At 71.5% G+C, this 18,697-nt stretch carries 14 protein-coding genes and 1 pseudogene; 8 read left to right on the top strand and 7 right to left on the bottom strand.

Features of this window, described 5'->3' with window-relative positions; translation table 11 throughout:
• Window positions 1–217: 217 nt before the first annotated feature.
• On the bottom strand, window positions 218–2,407 hold the full coding sequence (gene katG, locus ACH4B3_RS27910; RefSeq protein WP_398467337.1) for a catalase/peroxidase HPI: 2,190 nt from the start codon (window positions 2,405–2,407) through the stop codon (window positions 218–220).
• Between the two features lie 722 nt (window positions 2,408–3,129).
• Between katG and ACH4B3_RS27915 the strand changes: the two genes are divergently transcribed.
• From ACH4B3_RS27915 to ACH4B3_RS27925, 3 genes are all read left to right on the top strand, one after another.
• Window positions 3,130–3,456, top strand: coding sequence for a hypothetical protein (locus ACH4B3_RS27915; protein WP_398467339.1), 327 nt, complete (start codon window positions 3,130–3,132; stop codon window positions 3,454–3,456).
• Window positions 3,457–4,234: 778 nt separating this feature from the next.
• Window positions 4,235–5,368 (top strand): S1 family peptidase, encoded by a 1,134-nt coding sequence (locus ACH4B3_RS27920; protein WP_398467363.1) that lies wholly within the window; start codon window positions 4,235–4,237, stop codon window positions 5,366–5,368.
• 147 nt (window positions 5,369–5,515) lie between these two features.
• Complete coding sequence (locus tag ACH4B3_RS27925) at window positions 5,516–6,427, top strand: hypothetical protein (protein ID WP_398467341.1); 912 nt, start codon at window positions 5,516–5,518, stop codon at window positions 6,425–6,427.
• A gap of 210 nt (window positions 6,428–6,637) precedes the next feature.
• Here the strand turns inward: ACH4B3_RS27925 and ACH4B3_RS27930 are convergent, their stop codons facing one another.
• Complete coding sequence (locus ACH4B3_RS27930) at window positions 6,638–7,405, bottom strand: SDR family oxidoreductase (protein ID WP_398467343.1); 768 nt, start codon at window positions 7,403–7,405, stop codon at window positions 6,638–6,640.
• 320 nt (window positions 7,406–7,725) lie between these two features.
• Here ACH4B3_RS27930 and ACH4B3_RS27935 point away from each other — a divergent pair, with 320 nt between their 5' ends.
• Window positions 7,726–8,673 carry an RNA polymerase sigma-70 factor gene (locus ACH4B3_RS27935; RefSeq protein WP_398467345.1) on the top strand — a complete coding sequence of 316 codons (948 nt, stop codon included), beginning with the start codon at window positions 7,726–7,728 and terminating at the stop codon, window positions 8,671–8,673.
• Window positions 8,674–8,897: 224 nt separating this feature from the next.
• On the opposite strand, the gene ACH4B3_RS27940 is transcribed toward ACH4B3_RS27935, so the two are convergent.
• On the bottom strand, window positions 8,898–10,454 hold the full coding sequence (locus ACH4B3_RS27940) for a S8 family serine peptidase (protein WP_398467347.1): 1,557 nt from the start codon (window positions 10,452–10,454) through the stop codon (window positions 8,898–8,900).
• A gap of 323 nt (window positions 10,455–10,777) precedes the next feature.
• Here ACH4B3_RS27940 and ACH4B3_RS27945 point away from each other — a divergent pair.
• Window positions 10,778–11,454 (top strand): annotated as a pseudogene (locus ACH4B3_RS27945) (ribonuclease H).
• A gap of 284 nt (window positions 11,455–11,738) precedes the next feature.
• Here the strand turns inward: ACH4B3_RS27945 and ACH4B3_RS27950 are convergent.
• From ACH4B3_RS27950 to ACH4B3_RS27960, 3 genes are all read right to left on the bottom strand, one after another.
• Window positions 11,739–12,281: a GNAT family N-acetyltransferase gene (locus ACH4B3_RS27950; RefSeq protein WP_398467349.1), complete on the bottom strand. Its 543-nt coding sequence runs from the start codon at window positions 12,279–12,281 to the stop codon at window positions 11,739–11,741.
• A 137-nt stretch (window positions 12,282–12,418) separates the two neighbouring features.
• Window positions 12,419–13,105 (bottom strand): GTP cyclohydrolase I, encoded by a 687-nt coding sequence (gene folE, locus ACH4B3_RS27955; RefSeq protein WP_398467351.1) that lies wholly within the window; start codon window positions 13,103–13,105, stop codon window positions 12,419–12,421.
• A 55-nt stretch (window positions 13,106–13,160) separates the two neighbouring features.
• Window positions 13,161–13,865 (bottom strand): helix-turn-helix transcriptional regulator, encoded by a 705-nt coding sequence (locus tag ACH4B3_RS27960; protein WP_398467365.1) that lies wholly within the window; start codon window positions 13,863–13,865, stop codon window positions 13,161–13,163.
• 84 nt (window positions 13,866–13,949) lie between these two features.
• Between ACH4B3_RS27960 and ACH4B3_RS27965 the strand changes: the two genes are divergently transcribed.
• The 3 genes from ACH4B3_RS27965 (at window position 13,950) to ACH4B3_RS27975 (ending at window position 17,391) form a co-directional block, all read left to right on the top strand.
• Entirely contained in the window at window positions 13,950–14,387 is a 438-nt protein-coding gene (locus ACH4B3_RS27965; RefSeq protein ID WP_398467353.1) for a hypothetical protein, read from the top strand.
• A 950-nt stretch (window positions 14,388–15,337) separates the two neighbouring features.
• Window positions 15,338–16,768 (top strand): alpha/beta hydrolase, encoded by a 1,431-nt coding sequence (locus tag ACH4B3_RS27970; RefSeq protein WP_398467367.1) that lies wholly within the window; start codon window positions 15,338–15,340, stop codon window positions 16,766–16,768.
• 260 nt (window positions 16,769–17,028) lie between these two features.
• Window positions 17,029–17,391 (top strand): antibiotic biosynthesis monooxygenase family protein, encoded by a 363-nt coding sequence (locus ACH4B3_RS27975; RefSeq protein WP_398467355.1) that lies wholly within the window; start codon window positions 17,029–17,031, stop codon window positions 17,389–17,391.
• A 312-nt stretch (window positions 17,392–17,703) separates the two neighbouring features.
• On the opposite strand, the gene ACH4B3_RS27980 is transcribed toward ACH4B3_RS27975, so the two are convergent.
• Complete coding sequence (locus tag ACH4B3_RS27980; RefSeq protein ID WP_398467357.1) at window positions 17,704–18,246, bottom strand: GNAT family N-acetyltransferase; 543 nt, start codon at window positions 18,244–18,246, stop codon at window positions 17,704–17,706.
• Window positions 18,247–18,697 lie beyond the last annotated feature (451 nt).

Below are 18,697 nucleotides of genomic sequence, written 5' to 3' on the forward strand. Positions count from 1 at the left end.
CCGGGCAAGGACGGCGCCGGTGGACGGCAGGGTGGGCACCTCCGTCCACCGGCAGGCTGCCTCAGCGGGGCGGCGTCCGGACCGCGGTCTCCGTCCCCCGCCGGGCACTCGCCGCCGGAGCGGCCCGAGCGCGCCGGGACCGGGAGCCGCCGTCGTCATGGCGGCGGTCGGGGGCCGGCCCTGCCGGCCGGTGGAGCGGCCGGCAGGGACACCGGACTCAGGTGAGGTCGAACCGGTCGAGGTTCATCACCTTGTCCCACGCCGCCACGAAGTCACGCACGAACTTCTCTCCCGCGTCCTGCGCCGCGTAGACCTCCGCGAGCGCCCGGAGCTGGGAGTTCGCACCGAAGACCAGGTCGACGGCGGTGGCGGTCCACTTGACCTCGCCGGTACCGCGATCCCGGCCTTCGAATACGTTCTCCGCCGAGGCCGATGCCTTCCACTCCGTGCCCATGTCGAGCAGATTGACGAAGAAGTCGGTGGTCAAGGTCTCCGGCCGGTGGGTGAGGACGCCGTGCGGGGACCGCTGGAAGCAGGTGTTCAGGACCCGCATGCCGCCGATCAGCACCGCCATCTCCGGAGCGGTCAGCAGCAACAGGTTGGCGCGGTCCAGCAGGAGGGTCTCCGGCAGGAGCTTCTCCCCGGCCCGCAGGTAGTTGCGGAACCCGTCCGCCCGGGGTTCGAGGGGGGCGAACGACTCCACGTCGGTCTGCTCCTGCGAGGCGTCCGTGCGCCCCGGGGCGAACGGGACCGCGATGTCGTGCCCGGCGTTCCTCGCGGCCTGCTCGACGGCCGCGCACCCGCCCAGGACGATCAGATCGGCGACCGAGATCCTCTTCCCGCCGGACTGGGACAGGTTGAAGTCCTGCTGGATCCGCTCGAGGGCCCTCAGCGCCTCGGTCACCTCGGGGAGGTCGTTGACCTCCCAGTCCCGCTGCGGTGCGAGCCGGATCCGTGCCCCGTTGGCCCCGCCACGCTTGTCGGTCCCGCGGAAGCTCGCCGCCGACGCCCAGGCGGTGGTGACCAGCTGGGCGATGGACAGCCCGGAGGCGAGGATGGTGCCCTTGAGAGCGGCGAGATCCTCGTCCGCGACCAGCTCGTGATCCACCGCCGGCACAGGGTCCTGCCACAGCTGGGGCTCGGGAATCCACGGGCCGAGGTACCGCGAGACGGGCCCCATGTCGCGGTGCAGCAGCTTGTACCAGGCCTTGGCGAACGCCACCGCGAGCTGGTCGGGGTTCTCGTGGAAGCGCTTCGCGATCGGCTCGTAGACGGGGTCCACCTTCAGCGCGAGGTCCGTCGTCAGCATCATGGGAGCATGCCTCTTCGACGGGTCATGGGCATCGGGCACGGTGCCCTGGGCCGACGGGTCGGTGGGAGTCCACTGCTTGGCGCCGGCGGGGCTCGTCGTCAACTCCCAGTCGTACCGGAACAGGTTGTCCAGGTACCCGTTGTCCCACCTCGTGGGCTCCGTGGTCCACGCGCCCTCGAGCCCACTGGTGAGCGTGTGGGCGCCCTTGCCGCTGCCGTAGGTGTTCCGCCAGCCGAGACCCTGCTGCTCGACGGGGCCGGCCTCGGGCTCCGGGCCGATGTACGAGGGATCGACCGCCCCGTGGCACTTGCCGAACGTGTGGCCGCCGACGATGAGCGCGACCGTCTCCTCGTCGTTCATCGCCATCCGTGCGAACGTCTCGCGGACGTCCCCGGCCGCGGCCAGGGGATCCGGGTTGCCGTTGGGCCCCTCCGGGTTGACGTAGATCAGTCCCATCTGCACGGCGCCGAGCGGACCGGCGAGTTCCCTGTCGCCGCTGTAACGCTCGTCTCCGAGCCAGGTGTCCTCGGGCCCCCAGAAGATCTCATCGGGCTCCCAGACGTCCTCCCGCCCGAAGCCGAACCCGAACGTCGTGAAGCCCATCGACTCCATGGCGCAGTTGCCGGCGAAGACCAGCAGGTCGGCCCAGGAGATCTTCCGGCCGTACTTCTGCTTGACCGGCCAGAGCAGCCGGCGCGCCTTGTCGAGGCTCGCGTTGTCCGGCCAGCTGTTGAGAGGGGCGAAGCGCTGCGCGCCGCTGCCACCACCGCCCCGCCCGTCGGCGATCCGGTACGTTCCGGCGGCATGCCAACTCATCCGGATGAAGAGCGGCCCGTAGTGCCCGTAGTCGGCAGGCCACCAGTCGTGGGACTCCGTCATCACCTCGAAGACATCCCGCTTCAGCGCGTCGAGGTCGAGGGACGCGAACTCCTTCGCGTAGTCGAAATCCGCGCCCATCGGATTGGCGCGGGGCGAATGCTGGTGGAGGACCTGTAGATCCAGCTGATTCGGCCACCAGTCCCGGTTCGTCTTGGGGCGGGTCGGAGTGGGGGCCGGAGAGGGGATTGCCGGGTTCTCGCTTTCGCTGCCGGACACGTCCGTCCTTCTTTCTGTCTCGGTGCTTCCTTCTGCTGGCTGCTGTTCCTGACGTTGTCTTCTCTTGGTGTCGGGCGACCGCGAACCGGGTCCGTAGCGCGCCCCCGGCACCCGCCGGCCGGAAGGGTCGGACCAGGTCCGCGGCGGTGGACGCGGGGCGGGTGGCCGGCCGGGGCCCTTTCTCACGACGACGCCGACGGTCGTTTCCGTGCCGGCGTCCGTATGGTCGCGCACCGCGGACCGCACTGCCACGAGAACACGCAGGGCGCTGCCGTAACAGGAACTCAAAGGCGATGGGCATGCGGCCGCGGATCAACGGCTGACGGACTTCCCGGCCGCTGCGGCACACGGGAAAGCGGCACTTTCCCATGATGATCACACCGCTGCCGGGTGGCGCGGAAACGGGCCGTGCCGTTGGGGAATGGCCGTGCCGTTGGGAGATGGCCGTGCCGTTGGGAAATGGCCGGGCCGTTGGGAATCGGACGGCATCCGCTCGCGGACCTCGATGGTGACGGGCCCGGCGAGCCGGCCGGGCCGGTTCCCCTGGGCGTGGTGGACGAGCATGGTGGGGTGAGTGAGCAGGCCGTGGAAGGAACAGGGAAGCGGGCCGTCCTTCGATCGGGTGGGCGCGGGGGAGAGGCCTTAACCCGGAGTCCGGGCAGCGGGACCCTGGCCGGCAGGGGCCCGCACGGTACGGGCCCAGAAGGAAGGAGGGACACACCGTGACGAAGCTCCTGTCCGCCACCCGTGCCGTACCGACCCTGTGCGCCGCGCTCCTCCTGGCCGTGGGGCCCGCCACCGACGCCCGGGCCGCCACGGGCACATTCGTCTACGACCGGATCGACGGCAGCCACGGGCGGTTCGTCAACCCGACCGACTTCGTGTGCTACGACTTCGACACGCCCGCCCTGGGAGTCGACAACGACACCGACACCGCCGCCCGGGTGTTCGACAACTACGGCTGCGCCGGTGTCAGCGAGGTGGTGCCCTCCCACACGGCCATCACGTGGGGCAGGTACCGGGCCCAGAGCGTGCGGTTCGGCGGGTGAGACCGCTGCGGCGTCCACGTCACGGATGCCGACAGTCGGGTTGAGTGTTCGCGGCCGGCGATCTTCGCCGGCCGCTTTTCGGGTTCTCGGACTTCCCGATGGCCGCGGCCGTCGGAGAACGCGAACCGCGCACCGGTGCTCCGCACCGCGTCGACGGCGTTCCGGGTGTGGTGTCTCCCTCGGCTGAAGCACCGTCGAGACCTGCCCGCGCGAGGTCCGAACCCGTGCCGCGGGCCGAAGCCGGTCCAGGCCCGCCGCGGTCCTCGGCGGGATGACCGAACATGCCCTTCGGGGACTGAAACAGATAAACCTTCCCCATTTCCCCCGGGCGCGGATCAGTCTGCACCGAGGGCAGTGCAGCCATTCCCCGCCGGAAGGTTCTTCCTTGAGTGAGGCCGTCCGGGTCCGCGCCGGAGTCCGCCGCGGGGCGGGACGGTGCCCGCTTGCGCGAGGACCGGCATAACCCCAGGTGGGGCAAGCGCCGGCCTGGCTCCATTCAACATTTATGTCGGAGTCTCTGTTAAAAGTTGCCGCCGTCGTGGACCTTGTGACGCGGCGATGCGCTGGGACATAGTTCCGGTCGCGGCGAGTTCTCCACTCCCGCCGGACAGGGGTCCTCTCTTCGGCGACACGGCATTCCCGTGCGGTTCGGCGATATCACCCCCCTCGGGTTCCTGTCCGCTATTCGGAAGGATTCATTGTGCGTAACTCCCGTAATCTCGGTATTGCCGTGGTGGGCGCTGTCCTGTCGGCCTCCGCGGTGCTGGGAACCCAGACCATGGCGCAGGCACAGGAGACGGCGCCCGCTCCGCGCTACCAGCCTGAGATGGTGCAGGCGCTCGCCGCTTCACTCGGTGTGAGCGAGAAGGCCGCGATCGACCGGCTGGACCGGCAGGACGCCCAGCAGACCAAGCTCGACGGGCTGCGGAAGAGAGGGATATCCGTCGACGGAGCCTTCTTCGACACCTCGGGCAAGCTGACCGTCAACGCCGGCCGGGCCGCCGATGTCGACAGGATCGAGAAGGCGGGCCTCGAAGCCCGGGTGCCCGCCCGTGGACAGGCCGAGCTCGACGAGATCAAGGCCAAGCTGGACGCCGTCGCCGCGAAGCGCACTCCGGCCGGAGTGGTCGCCTGGTCCGTGGACCTGGCCTCGGACAAGGTCACCGTGAAGGTGAACGACACCCAGGGGGCCGCCGCCAAGGCGTTCCTGGCCGAGGCCGCCAAGCACGGTGACGCCGTCAAGGTCGTGCGGGGGGAGAAGCCACTGGCGCCCCAGGCCGCGATCTACCCCGGCAGCAAGATGACGATCAACGACACCAACGGGTGGTGTTCCGTCGGGTACGGAGCCCGGGACCAGTCCGGCCGTCAGTACCTGGTCACCGCCGGGCACTGCGTCTCCAACCTGCCCACCCTGCGCTACGACGGAACGGCCTTCGCCAAGGGCGTGAAGACCCGCTTCGCGCTCGGCACCCGCAGCGTCGACATGGGTATCGCCTCGATCAACTCCGGCCACTCGATCACCACCGCCGTCGGCACCTGGGGTCAGGGCAGCACCAGCACGGTCGCCGTCAAGGGCAGCAGCCGCGCCGCGTCCGGTGCCGCGCTGTGCAAGTCCGGCGCCACCACCGGGTGGACCTGCGGCACCGTCGGCTCGTACAACGTCACCGTCACCTACAAGGACCAGAACGGCGGTCCCGACACGGTGGTCACCGGCCTGGCCACCTCCAGTGTGTGCACCGAGGGCGGCGACAGCGGCGGCGCCTACATCTCCGGCAACCAGGCCCAGGGCATGACCTCCGGCGGCCCGATCGGCCAGCAGTGCACCGGCGGCGTCTACTCCCGCGGCTCCTCGTACTTCCAGCCGCTCGACGACACCCTCCGCTACTACGGGCTCACCCTCAACACCAACTGACCGCAGCACCATCGGCCACGGGCCGCCCACCGGATAAGGTGGGCGGCCCTGGCCACTTGGCACCCGAAACGGCCATCGAGCCCTACCCGCCGGAGCCCTGGGTCACCTGCCCGGCCCTCCGGCGGCCTCCCGCCCGCTGGAAGAGCCATGCCGAACGTCCCCCCCACCGACGGTCCCGACACGACGTTCGCGTCCGTGTTCCGCCAGGCCCTGCGTCGGCGCAGGCTGTCACTGGAACGCATACGCGACCACCTCCAGGCGCACGACATCACCGTCAGCCTCGCCACCCTCAGCTACTGGCAGAGCGGACGCAGCCAGCCCGAGAAGCCCCAGTCCCTGCGCGCCGTGGACGCGCTGGAGCCGCTGCTCGGCCTGCCGACGGGAACCCTCAGCTCGCTGCTGGGCCCCCGTCGGCCACGCGGCTGGGCCCCGCCGCACGACCCGGCCGCCATCCGCGGCGTCTACGGCGAGAACTCCGACGTCGAACAGGTCCTGGGGGAGGCCTTCCCGCACTTCAACGCCGACCTTCGGCGACTGGTCGTCCAGGAGGCGGTGAACGTGAACGAGCACCGCTTCATCGACGAAACACGCGTCACCACGGTGGTGCGCGCCGTACGCAGCGGTGTCCGGCACCTGACCGTCATCCACTCCCTGGACTCGCCGAAGGCCGAGACGATCGACCTCACCGTCCCCTACGGACCGGCGCCGGCCATCCGGTTCCTGCCGGAAGTGGACTGCGTGGCAGCCGACATCCCCCTCGGCCGCCGACTGGCCGTGAACGAGACCGCGGTCGTCGAGTACACGCTTCGCTCCCGCGCCGACGGCCTCTCCCGCCAACACGACCGCCGCGTCACCACGCCGCTCCGGGCCTACCTGCTCCACGTGCGCTTCCACCCCCGGGCGCTCCCGTCGAGCTGCTGGCACTACTACCGCCGGCAGCTCGACGGCGAGCCCCAGCGCCGCCACCGGGCCACCCTCGACGACTTCCACACGACGCACCTGCTGCCCGCGAAATGCACGCCCGGCGTGTACGGCATCGAGTGGACCTGGCCGGACTGAACGGGGCCCGGGCCGCGGCGGCCACCAGGGCCCCGCGCCCGGGAGACGCGCCGGACCGCCGGCCGGGTGCCCATCCGCGCACCCGACACCCCTGACGGTCAGGGCCCCCCGTCGTGGCGCCGCGGACCTGTCACCGCACCCGCCCTGGCGAGCCGGACGGCGGCCCGGGACACGCACTTCCCTCGCGGGCGCAGGCCGGGCCGGTCCGCATCAGGGCTGGGTGTCGAGCCATTCCCGGAACGTGGGGCCGGCGAGCCTGGCGTGCGGACCGGGCAGGAACCCGCCGGCCGCCGCCGTCTCGGCATCGGGTATGCCGGAGCCGTCGACCTCGACGACCTCGATGCCTCGACGGGCGCCGAGGAGCGCTGCCGCCTCGGCCAAGGTCTCCCTTCGGGGCCCGGCGATCTCGGGGATCGGTGTTCCGGGATCCGGCTGGGCCGGCGAGTCGAGGTCGGTGGCCAGGTCGACCAGCGTCTCCGCCACGGTGCGGCAGGCCACGAGCTGGGTGGGCAGGGCCGGGATGCGGGCGACCTCGCCCTGCTGCCAGTCCAGGAGCTGACCGACGAACTCATGGAACTGCGCGGCCCGCAGAATGCGAGCGGGCAGCGGGCCGGCCCGATGGGCCTCTTCGTGCACCTGCTGGGCAGCGATGAAGCCGGCGGTGGCCTTGTCGGCGCCGATGATGGACACGGCGACGATCCGGCTGGCTCCCGCACGCAGGCCGGCCTCGTGCAGATTGCGGGTGGCGGTGCGGAAGAACTCGGTGGCGGCCTCCTGGTCGGAGGCGTGCCACGACGCTGCGTCGATGATGACGTCGACGCCGGTGAGGGCCTCGGCGAGACCCTCACCGGTGATGATGTCGACGCCCGTGGCGCGGGACATCGGCACGGCGTGGTGCCCGCCTTCGGCGAGGACGTCCATGACGTGGCGCCCCAACCTTCCGGTTGCTCCCGCCACTGCGAACTTACCGGGGTTCATGTTCCGTGCCTCCTGGATGCCGGGGTGTACGACTGGTACGGCGCGGTACCGCGGCGCACCGGGTCCGCCGCTCGAAGCGATGCGCCGGGTGGGGCTGGACGCAGCCGAGGGGACCGGCGGTCCCGCCGCCCCTCGGATGCCGCCTGCCGTTGCCGGTCGTTCGTTCGCGGCGTGCTGACGAACACGAGACGTCGGCGGCCCGGCGCCGGTAACAGCCGCCGGGGTGTGGCACAGGCCACCGAGCGGGGGTGTTACGGAATGGCGGGGACCGGCGTCTGGTGGGTGGAGCAGGGCTGGGAGCGAACAGGCGGGAGCCGGGTATGAGCGAGCGCAGCGAACGGACCACGAGCGCAGCCGAGCCGCCTGATCGTGCCGGCCGGGCGGAGCGGGTCGACTCGGCCACCGAGGTGTTCGTCGCCCACCGCAACCTGCTGTTCACCGTCGCCTACGAGATGCTCGGTTCGGCCGCCGATGCCGAGGACGTCCTGCAGGAGGCCTGGCTGCGATGGGTGGGCGTGGACCCGGCGACCGTACGGGAGCGACGTGCCTACCTGGTGCGGATCGTCACCCGGCAGGCACTGGACCGGATGCGTGCGCTCGGCCGGCGCAAGGAGTCCTACGTCGGGCCGTGGCTGCCCGAACCACTGCTGACCGCGCCGGACGTGGCCGAGGACGTCGAACTGGCCGACAGCATCTCGATGGCGATGATGCTGGTGCTCGAGACGCTCGCGCCGGTCGAACGGGCGGTGTTCGTGCTGCGCGAGGTGTTCGATCACGACTACGAGGAGATCGCCGAAGCCGTCGGCAGGAGCCCGGCCGCGGTCCGCCAGCTCGCCTACCGGGCCCGGGCACACGTCGCCGCGCGCCGACCACGCGGCCCCGTCTCCCCGGACCAGACCCGCGCGGCGCTCCAGGCCTTCCAGCGAGCGGTCGAGACCGGCGAGTTGCAGAGCCTGCTCGACATCCTCGCGCCGGACGTCGTCGCCCTGAGCGACGGCGGCGGAGTCAGGCACGCCCTGCCGCGGCCCATCGTGGGCGCGGACAACGTGGCCCGCCTGCTGGCGGGCGGCTGGTGGAAGCGCGACGCCGACAGGTCGGTCGAGCCGGTTCAGATCAACGGCGGCCCGGGGCTGCTGGTGCGCGTCGACGGGGAGATCGACGGGGTGGTGGCCGTGCGGGTCGAGAACGGCTGTGTCACCGGGGCCTACCACGTCCGCAACCCGGAGAAGCTGTCGTATGTGGCGCGGGAGACCGTCGTCAGCCGCTGAGCTTGCCACCGGAACGGCCCGGTCACCACGCGGCGGGTCGGTTCAGGCCGCGGCCGGGCACCCGCACGGCGGCACGGCCGGGACCGCGGAGCGCAACCGGAGTGGCCCCGGGGCGGGTTCGCAGCCGCCCCGGCGAGCGGGCCGGACCGCGGCGTTGCCGGAACGAAGCGAGACCCGGCACCGGCGGCGGGCTGCCGGTGGGCAGCCCGCCGCCGGCGGGTGGATCACTTCTCGACGGCGTCCAGCGCGTCCGTCATGCCGACTCCGTAGAAGCCGGTGCCGTTCTCGTCGCTCGCGCAGACCGCGTCGGCCTTGCCGTCGGCGTCGAGGTCGTACTCCGTCGGGCAGGCCAGCTCGTCGGCCTGCCCGGTGAGCAGCCGCTTGACCTGCTTGGGCGTCGCGTTCGGGTGGGTGCTCTTGATGAGCGCCGCGACACCGGCGACGTGCGGGGAGGCCATGGAGGTACCGGCCTTGTAACCGTGGCCGCCACCGGGCAGCGTGCTGAGGATGCGCCCGTCCTCGGCGGGGGCGTCCGGCTTCTGGTACTTGGTCGCGTCACCACCGGGGGCGGCGATGTCGATGACGCCGAGCCCGTAGTTGGAGAAGGAGGACTTCAGGCCCTTGGCTCCGGTCGAGGAGACGGTGACCACCCCGTCCACCTGGCGCGGCAGGTCCAGGCAGACCGACGGGTCGATCTCGCGGTCGCCCGGGGTGGTGTCGTTGGGGCTGGAGTCGTCGAGGATCGTGTCGGCGTCCAGGTCGAAGGCGGAGTTGCCGGCCGCGGCCACGTTCAGCGCGCCCTTGCGCTCGGCGTACTTCGTGGCCCGGGAGACCGCCTCGACCAGTGCCTTCTGGTCGGGGTCCGTGGTGCAGTTGAACATCCACGGGTCGACGTAGTAGCTGTTGTTGGTCACGTCGGCGCCGTGCTCGGCCGCCCAGACGAAGCCGCAGACCACCGCTTCGGTGTAGAACATGCCGTCGTTCTGCGTGGACACCTTGATGCCGGCGACCTTGACGCCGGGCGCGACGCCGGTGACGCCGGTGCCGTTCTTCGCCGCGGCGATGGTGCCGGCCACGTGCGTGCCGTGCGAGCTGCCGCCGGTGGCGTACGGCCGCCAGGCGCCCTCGGCGGTGTTCGGCTTGCCGCCCACGCAGTCCACCGAGGCGGCCCGGTCGAAGTTGGGGGCGAGGTCGGGATGGGTGTCGTCGACGCCGGTGTCGATGACCGCGACGGTGACGTCCCGGCTGCCCAGGCTCTTGAGGTGCGCCTTGTCCGCCTTGATGGCGGGCAGGTCCCACTGGAGCGGCTCCATCGGGTCCTGTCCGGGCGCCGCCTGCGCGGCCGCGGCCTCGGCCTGCTCGGCGGTGAGCGGCTGGGTGGCGCCCCCGGCGTCGGTGGTGCTCTGCGCGGCGAGCGGAGCGGTCCGGGTGGCGCCCGCGGACTCCACGTGCTTGACGGCGCGTAGCTTCGCCGCGAAGTCGGCGTTGGAGGCATGGACGACGATCACACCGATCTGGTCGTACGCCATCACGATGGTGCCGCCGGCCTCGACGATCGCCTTCTTGACCGGGGCGAGGTGCCCCTTGCCCTTCTTCACGTTGACGACGTAGCTGAGCTTCTCACCGCCGGCCGCCGGGGTCGCCGTGGCGCTGCGGTCGGTCGCGGCACGCTGGTCACCGGAGGACGCGGAGGCCGTGGCCGGCAAGAAGGCCAGTGCGGTGGCCATGGCCATGCCAACGGGGGCTACGACGCGGCGCGTGCGCGAAGGGCGCGATGTCATGGAGTCTCCACTTCGTCCACATCCGGATCGGACTGGACTGACCGATTACCGGATGGTCTTGACGGACGAAGCTAGCCATCGAACTCACGGACGATCAAGAGAGGCATCGATGACGATTGGGCAACGAAAGCCGCGTCAGGGTGGCCTCTTCAGCCGATCCACTACCTCGCCCGCGATCGGCGAGGCACAGTTCGGCGACGTCGCGGGGTCCACGCCCACAGGAGCGAAGGGAACCCGGCGGGGACCGGGCCGCGCCTCGCCGGGACGGGGCGGCCCGTGGCAGGCGAGTGCGGCCGCGCCGGCCGCGCTGGCATGATCGGAGGATGTCTGATCGCATCATCGCCGCGTGTGACGGGGCGAGCAAAGGGAACCCCGGGGCGGCCGGCTGGGGCTATGTCGTCGCCGATGTCCATGAGGTCCCGCAGCAGTGGGAGTCCGGCCCGCTGGGGAAGGCGACCAACAACGTCGCCGAGCTGACCGCCCTGGAACAACTGCTGAAGGCCACCGACCCCACCGTGCCGCTCGAGGTGCGGATGGACTCGCAGTACGCCATGAACGCGGTCACCAAGTGGCTGCCGGGCTGGAAGCGCAACGGGTGGAAGACGGCGGCGGGCAAGCCCGTGGCCAACCAGGAGCTCGTCAGGCGCATCGACACCCTCCTGGACGACCGGGACGTGGACTTCGTGTACGTCCCGGCGCACCGCGCGGACGGCGACCTCCTCAACGCGCTCGCGGACCAGGCCGCCAGCGACGCCGCCACCAGCCAGCACGCCGCCGGCACGTCACACGGCCACCAGGCACCACCCGCCCCCGACCGGCCGGCCCGACCCGTGGCCGGGACGGTGAAGAGGGCGCCGGGGCCCGGCGCCCGACAGGCGGCGTCATCAAGGCGAAGTTCCCCGGCAGGTGCTACTGCGGAGGCTCTTACGCCGCCAAGGACCCCATCGCCAAGGGCCCGCAGGGATGGGGTCACCCCGCCTGCCGACCCACCACGCCCTGAACGGAACCGGTGCGGCGACGCCCCCTGCCTCGCCCGCCCCGGCAGGACGGCGGGTGCTCCGGCCCCGGGGGCCGGTTCTTCACCCCGCGGCCGACGCGTCCGTCGTGCGACGACGCGTCGGCGCGCCGAGGTCCGGGACGGCTTCGATGGCGATGTGGCTCGCCGGCCAGGCCGGTGAGCTGGCGGTCGGGCCCGGGCAGGACCAGGGGCGAGGCGACGATTCGGCCCGCGGCCGCCCGTGCCGGGGCGCAACCGGGCGTCGGCCGTGGTGAGCGGGGGACCGGTCAGTCGGTCGGGCGGTCGATCCGGTAGACGAAGTGCAGCCGGTCGTCCACGGGGTTGCCGGGTTCCAGAAATGCCTCGGTGTAGCGGTGGAGTCCGGCCTTCTCCAGCATCCGCCAGGAGGCGCGGTTGGCGGAGTGGACGGGGACGACGATGCTCTTCGCGTCCGGGTGGTCGATCCAGGTGGCCGCGACGATCGCCTGGATGATGCGCGTGCCGAGCCCGCGGCCGGTCAGCCGGGCGTCACCGATCAGGTAGTCGAGGGTCATCGCCTGCTCGGGCACCTCCGCCTGGGACGCCAGCTCGCCGATGTACTGCGGATAGTCGGCGAGCCGGCACCGCTGCACCAGTGCGACCGGGTCTCCGTCGACAGCGACCAGGAAGTCCTCCGAAGGTTCCTCGCCCCGGGCCGCCGGACCGAAATCGCGTGCGACCGCCTCGGGCGAGGTCTCGTGGTTCCACCAGCGTGCGACATGGGGCTGCCGGAGCCACTCCCTCAGCATCGGGAAGTCGGACTCACCGAGTCTGCGCCAGGTGATCGTCACGGGAAGCCTCACCGGATCGGTTGCGTGTCCACCTTTTATCTCAGACCGCCGACCGCCGCGGCACCGGTATTCCGCGGCTCCGCTCGGCTCGGAGGCGGGACCGGAGGGGACGGCAGGTGCCGGCGGGCCCTGGAGGTTCAGGTGGGCATGCCGGCGAGGGCGAGGAATTCGGCACGCGAGCGGGCGTCGTGGCGGAGGGTGCCGAGGAGGGTGGAGGTGAGGGTGCTGGAGCCGGTGGCCTGGACTCCGCGCAGGGTCATGCAGGTGTGTTCGGCTTCGATCGCGACGCCGACCCCTTTGGGCTCGAGGTGGGTGTGCAGCCCGTCGGTGACCTGCTTGGTCAGGCGTTCCTGGACCTGCGGACGGCAGGAGAAGTGTTCGACGACGCGGGCGAGTTCGGACAGGCCGAGGATGCGGTGGCCGGGCAGGTAGCCGACGTGGGCGGTGCCGGCGACGGGCAGCACGTGGTGCTCGCAGACGGATCGGACGGGGATGCCGCGTGCCGGCACCAGCTCGTCGTAGCCCTCGTCGTCGGGGAAGGTCGGCAGGTCGAAGGGGCGGGGGCTGAACAGTTCGGCGTAGGCACGGGCCATGCGGCCGGGGGTACCCGCCAGGCTTTCGGTGTCGGTTTCGATGCCGAGCGCTGTGAGGAACCGGGCGGCGGCGCGTTCGGCTTCGCCCAGGTCGATACCGCCGGTGTCGTGGACGACGCGCAGCGGGGTTGTGGACGGCAGCGTGGTCTGGGGCGCGGGGACCCCGGTGAATCGGGCGGAGAGGTCGGCCGTATCCGGCGCCGAGTCCCTGGCCGGTGTGGCGAAGTCCATGACGTTCTCCTCGGAGTGGGAAGGAGGGCCTGCGGGCTGCCGGCGACGGCGGTTCTCAGGGGCGCCGCACGCTCACGGGCGGTGCGGAAGCGGGCTGGAGGCGGACGCAGCAGTGGCCGGGGCTGGGCTGAAGGCAGGCCTGGAGGCCGGTTTCGCCGAGTCCTTCCAGCACGCCCTGGAGCAGGTGAAGGTTCATGCCGCACACGGTCCGGGTGTGGTCGCGGGCGAGCGCGTGGAAGGGGCAGTTGCCCAGGACGATGGCGGCACCCTCGTGGCGCGGCTCGAATCCGTTGTCGTCCAGCAGGTCGAAGACGCCCGCCGGCTCTTGTCCGGCGAGCTGAGTACCCAGCTCGCGGGCTTTCCGGTGCAGGACGGCACGGACGGGCTCGCCGGTGGCCTCCGATTCCTCCAGGGCCTGTGCGAGGAGCCGTCCGGCCAGTTCGTAGTGGCGCTCGGGCAGGTTGACGGTCACCTGCTTGGTGGAGCGTTTGTAGAGCTTGGCGGGCCGGCCCGCTCCCGGGCCGGTGCGGCCGCTGCGCCGCTCGTAGATGACGTCGAGCAGTGACTCGTCCGCCAGGCGGTCCAGGTGGAAGGCCGCGGTCTTGCGGGCCAGGCCCATGGCCTCGGCGGCTTCGTCGCGGCTGACCGGCCCCGGCTGGCGCACGACGTGGTCGTACAGCCTCCTGCGGGTCGGCTCGTCGAGAGCGGCGACGGCGGAGACGTCGGGGTGGGGCGCTTGTTTCGGGTGGTCCATGAGCACCATTGTAAAACCCAAAGTCATTGACTAAAGAAGGTCGGCGCGTTTCTATGGTAAGTAAGTGTTGCCGATAGAAGGAAGGGCGTCATGTCGTCCGCAACCACAACCACCACGTCCGCCACCCCCCGACGGGCCGCCCGCACCGACCCCGGCTACCAGGCGTTCGTCATCCTGCGCACCGGGTTCACCGTGGCGCCGATCCTGTTCGGGCTGGACAAGTTCGCGAACCTGCTCGTCGACTGGCCCACCTACCTGGCGCCCTGGATCAACGACATCGTCCCGGGCACCGCGCAGGCCGCCATGTACGCCGTCGGAGTGATCGAGATCGTCGCGGGCCTCGCCGTCGCCATCGCTCCGCGCTTCGGGGGCTGGCTGGTCGCCGGATGGCTCGCCGGCATCATCGTCAACCTGCTGACCACCCCGGGCCACTACGACGTCGCACTGCGTGACTTCGGCCTCCTGCTCGGCGCGGTCGCCCTCGCCCGGCTCGCCCAGCGCTACCACGGCGAGCGGCAGCCGCACTGACAGGCCGCGGGGCGCACGGACGGCAAGAAGCCGACCCCGACGTCCAGACCTGGCCAGACGGCATCGATCCCCGACCGGCACGCCGCGCTGGCGGCGAGAGCGAGAGGCCAACGCCGAGTTCGTCGAAGCACGCTGCTGCAACCCGCGGCTGAACAGCTACGTGCGCTCCGCCGCAGCGACGAACTGGACGCCGGCCTCCTGCTCGGTCTGCTCCACGGCCACCGCCCACCCGTCGACCCGCGTACGCGGGGGACCGTGGCCGCCATCCGGCGCACCCTTCAAGACGGCCCCTGCGTCAACCGCTACCTGGGCTCCGACGGGCTTCCCGGCAGCGCCGGAGCCCTATCACCTGACGGCGCACCGCGCGAGCGCGCGGGCCTGGTGGCGCATGTCGCAGGGCAACGCACGCTCCGCCACTCACACCCACGACAGGCCACGACTGTGCCGAACACCGCTCCATGCCGTGGCGAACCGTGGAGCCGGCCCCGGCCCCGGCCCGCAGCCCAGCCCCGCCGAAGCGTCAGCCGTCCCCGGCAGAACCCCTACTCCATCGCGGTGTCGCGGTGTCACCCTCGGCCCCGGCTCGCCGGGGGAGGGGCGCCTGCCGGCACGCGCGGGCCCGTCTACCGATTCCTGCCCGGGCGGAGTCCTGGGAGCGCCGCGTCGTGGCCGACGGGCCGACCGGGACGGCGACGGGCCTTCCCCCTGGCCCGACCCTGACCCTTAGTGGACCTGCGCCGATCACCCCTGAGCTGTCCCCGACCCGTCCCGGAAAAGCCCCCGACAGGGACACCACTCGGGCAACAGCGCACCTAACGTGACGACGGTGACCCGGGCCGTGCCGGCCGCCCCGGGGTCGCAGGCCGGACACAACCGCTCTCTTCAAAGGAGGATCCGTGCCGTCAAGGGGCAGATCCGCACTGCGGCGCACCGCCGCGCCGGCAAGGGCCATGGCCGCGGGAGCCGCCATGGTGGTCATCGTCGGCCTCGCCGCCTCTCCCGCCGTCCAGGCGTCGCCGTCCGCCACCGGGGCCCTGCGGTGGTCACCGTGCGGCGACCCGGCAAAGCCAGGAGCCGAGTGCGCCACTCTTTCGGTGCCGGTCGACTGGGCCCACCCGGACGGGCCGAGACTCGACCTGGCCGTGGCCCGCCGCAAGGCCACCGACCCCGGCGCGCGCGTCGGCCCGATGGTGTTCGGCCCCGGCGGGCCGGGCGACTCGGGTGTGGAGATGGTGGAGGACCGTATCAGCCGGTTCAGCACCGAGGTCCGCCGCAGGTTCGACATCGTCAGCTTCGACCCGCGCGGCGTGGGCCGCAGCAACCCGGTGACCTGCTCCGGCGACCTGCTTGCCGAGCGGCCGTCACCGGAGCTGAAGAGCCAGGCGGACTTCGACGCCACCCTGGCGTACAACAAGCGGCTCCGGGCCGACTGCCGGGCCCGTACCGGCCCGGTGTTCGACCACCTCGACACCGCCCAGACGGTCCGGGACCTGGACGCCCTCCGAGCTGCCCTCGGCGAGCGGAAGCTGACCTTCCATGGCAGCTCGTACGGCACGCTGCTCGGTGCGCAGTACGCCGAGACCTACCCGCGCCGCGTGCGCGCCATGGTGCTGGAGAGCGTCATGGACCACAGCGTGCCGACCACTCGTGACTTCCTGCGGTCCGAGGCGGCCACGGCACAGGATTCCTTCCAGGAGTTCGTGAAGTGGTGCGCCGGTGCCGCGGACTGCGCGCTGCGTGGTCGCGACGTCCGCGCTGTCTGGCGGGACTTACTGGCCCGGGCCTGGCGCGGCGAGCTGGAGGACCCGGATGGGCCGGGTACCTCGCTGTCGCCTTCGGATCTGGTCAACAAGATCGCGTTCCGGAAGTTCTATGCGGCCGACTACGCGGGCCTGGCCAAGGCGATCGCGGGGATGGACGCGAGCCGGCCGCTGCCCGCGTCGCCCACCTCGATAGCGCCGCTGCCGATGGCCACCCCGGTCTTCTGCTCGGACTGGCGCCTGCCCGTGCGCGACTACCGGGAGTACGCCTCGCTCGTCGCCATGATGAGCAAGACCGCGCCCGACCTGCCGTACCTGCTGCCGATCCACATGGCAGCGGCGTGCCTGGGCGCGCCGACCGCCAACCCGCAGCACCGCCTGGACGCACACGGAGCCCCGCCGATCCTGGTCTCCAACGCGCTGCACGACCCCGCCACCGGCTACCCGTGGGCGGTCTCGGTGGCCCGGCAGCTCCGCCGCAGCGGCGTGCTCCTCACCTACGAGGGGCACGGGCACGGCAGTGTCACCAGCGGCCCGTGTATGGAGGACGCCGTGGACAGCTACCTCACTGACCTGACAGTCCCGCCGCGGGGCACCAGATGCCCCGCGGTGCCCTCCTGACAGTTTGCCGATCCGGGTCCGTCCGGACGGCGGACCCGGGGAGGACACGTGATACACCGACGACTTGCCGAAACGAAACGGAAGCGACGGAGCCGTTCCGGTAGAGGGGCGAGTAGGCCCGTGTCCCGGGCGGCGGCGAGGTCAGTGCGAGGCCGGGCCGGTGACGCGGGGAACACCGGTAGAGCCCTTGATCTCAACTGTGGTTGAGGTTGCAGGATGCCATCGAGGCATCGCCCCGCAACCGACCTGAGGAGCATGACGTGAACGCGGACACCGGCTTCTACTCGATCATCGACTACACCGTCGACGGCTTCGACACCCAACGGGAGCTGGTGGAGGCCTTCGCGCGGATCCAGGAGCGGTGGGTGCGCTTCCATCCCGGCTACCGGTCGGCTCGCTTCCACGTAAGTACCGATGGCACCCGCGTGTACAACATCGTGCACTGGGCGAGCGAGGCGGACTACCGGGCCTTCGTGGAGACTTCCGACACCGACGGCCGTATGGCCGCCATCGGCACGGCACTCGAGGGCTTGTCCGGCAAGGCTGAGGCTCGCATGAGCGGCGCTCCCACCTACACCGTCGTCCGCGAGGTCGGGCCCGGGCCGCAGCGCCTCGACTCCTGATCGAATCGCGAACCGCTCAGCGGGCACCCTCGCCGACCTGGGCGAGGGATGGGACGGAGCCGACGCTCGCGGCCCGTCGCGACAGTCGTGAGGATCGGGATCCACGCCGGTGTGCGGTGCCCCTGATGTTCCCTCGGCGTCGGTCGCCTCGCCGCGGTGCCGGAGCAGAAGGTCACCGGCCGGGACGGGCTGGAGACCATCTGGCGCGGTTTCGAGCTCGCGCCGGGGAGGGCGCCGTCCCCGGCGCGGCGGCCGCCGAGGCCATGGCCGCGACTCGCAGGCCGTCACGAGGTCACCGCTTCGCCGCCGCCGTCAACGAGCGGTGGGCACGGACTGGTCCGACGTCGACTCGAACACCCGCACTCGCCGGTCGCAGGTGGGATGGACGGTCTCCCGGACCGGATGCATGCCCAGTTTGGTCGCGATCCGTTCGGAGGCGTCGTTGCCCACCTGAATGATGCTGACGATCCGCTCCAGCCCTCGCTCTTCGAACCCGAACCGAACCGCGGCCACGGCGGCCTCGGTGGCCAGGCCCTGTCCCCAGTGGGAACGTCCCAGCCGCCAGCCGACCTCGACCGCCGGCAGTACCTCCGGCAAGTAGTCGGGCACCGCGAGGCCGGCGAACCCGGCCAGCTCGCCAGTGGACCGGATCTCCACGGCGAACAGGCCGAAGCCCCGTGACTCCCACTCGCCCTCCCAGGCCTGGATCCCGTCGCGAGTCCGCTGTTCGTCCCGGACGCTGCCGTCACGGATCCACCGCATGACCTCGGGGTCGGCATGGACGGCGGCCATGGGCGCAACGTCCTCCTCGCGCCAGCGGCGCAGGATCAGACGGGGAGTCTCCAGTGTGACCATCCGATCATTCTGGATCACCTGCCGGCTCTCCGCCATCCTCACCGGGCACGTCGGTAGACGACGTGGGGCGCAGCGGTCGGATTCATGCCGGAAGTGCCGGAGCCGGGGGCGGTGCGGCAGGAAGCCACCGCGATCAAAGGCCGCCAACGGAGAGATCGGCGATGGGGCGGTGCGCGCCCCTTCAGTTCAGCGGATCGGGCGTGGAACGGCCGTGTAGTCCTCCCCGCCGGCTCGTCCGTCTTCGCCGGTGCCGTCTCCGAGCTTCGGCTCGGAGACGGTTCGGGGCCGTGTGCGGGCGCCAGAGCCGCGGTGCTCCAGGCCGGCGGCGGTTCGGTCTCCCCCGCTCGCGCGCGGTCGGTTCGCGGGGCGTGAGTGAGTCGTTTCCGGAGCGTTAGCGGCTCCGGGAAAAGTGGTGACCACACCGCGGGACCGACCGAAGAACGACTCCCGC

The organism is Streptomyces sp. NPDC018031, assembly GCF_044327625.1.
Classification (GTDB): domain Bacteria; phylum Actinomycetota; class Actinomycetes; order Streptomycetales; family Streptomycetaceae; genus Streptomyces.

What these genes read in the sequence shown, in the direction of transcription:
- ACH4B3_RS27980 (WP_398467357.1), bottom strand. Translation starts at nt 18,246, where the DNA reads ATGGTCACACTGGAGACTCCCCGTCTGATCCTGCGCCGCTGGCGCGAG.
- ACH4B3_RS27930 (WP_398467343.1), bottom strand. Translation starts at nt 7,405, where the DNA reads ATGAACCCCGGTAAGTTCGCAGTGGCGGGAGCAACCGGAAGGTTGGGG.
- folE (WP_398467351.1), bottom strand. Translation starts at nt 13,105, where the DNA reads ATGGACTTCGCCACACCGGCCAGGGACTCGGCGCCGGATACGGCCGAC.
- ACH4B3_RS27970 (WP_398467367.1), top strand. Translation starts at nt 15,338, where the DNA reads ATGGCCGCGGGAGCCGCCATGGTGGTCATCGTCGGCCTCGCCGCCTCT.
- ACH4B3_RS27920 (WP_398467363.1), top strand. Translation starts at nt 4,235, where the DNA reads ATGGCGCAGGCACAGGAGACGGCGCCCGCTCCGCGCTACCAGCCTGAG.
- ACH4B3_RS27965 (WP_398467353.1), top strand. Translation starts at nt 13,950, where the DNA reads ATGTCGTCCGCAACCACAACCACCACGTCCGCCACCCCCCGACGGGCC.
- ACH4B3_RS27925 (WP_398467341.1), top strand. Translation starts at nt 5,516, where the DNA reads ATGCCGAACGTCCCCCCCACCGACGGTCCCGACACGACGTTCGCGTCC.
- ACH4B3_RS27940 (WP_398467347.1), bottom strand. Translation starts at nt 10,454, where the DNA reads ATGACATCGCGCCCTTCGCGCACGCGCCGCGTCGTAGCCCCCGTTGGC.
- ACH4B3_RS27935 (WP_398467345.1), top strand. Translation starts at nt 7,726, where the DNA reads ATGAGCGAGCGCAGCGAACGGACCACGAGCGCAGCCGAGCCGCCTGAT.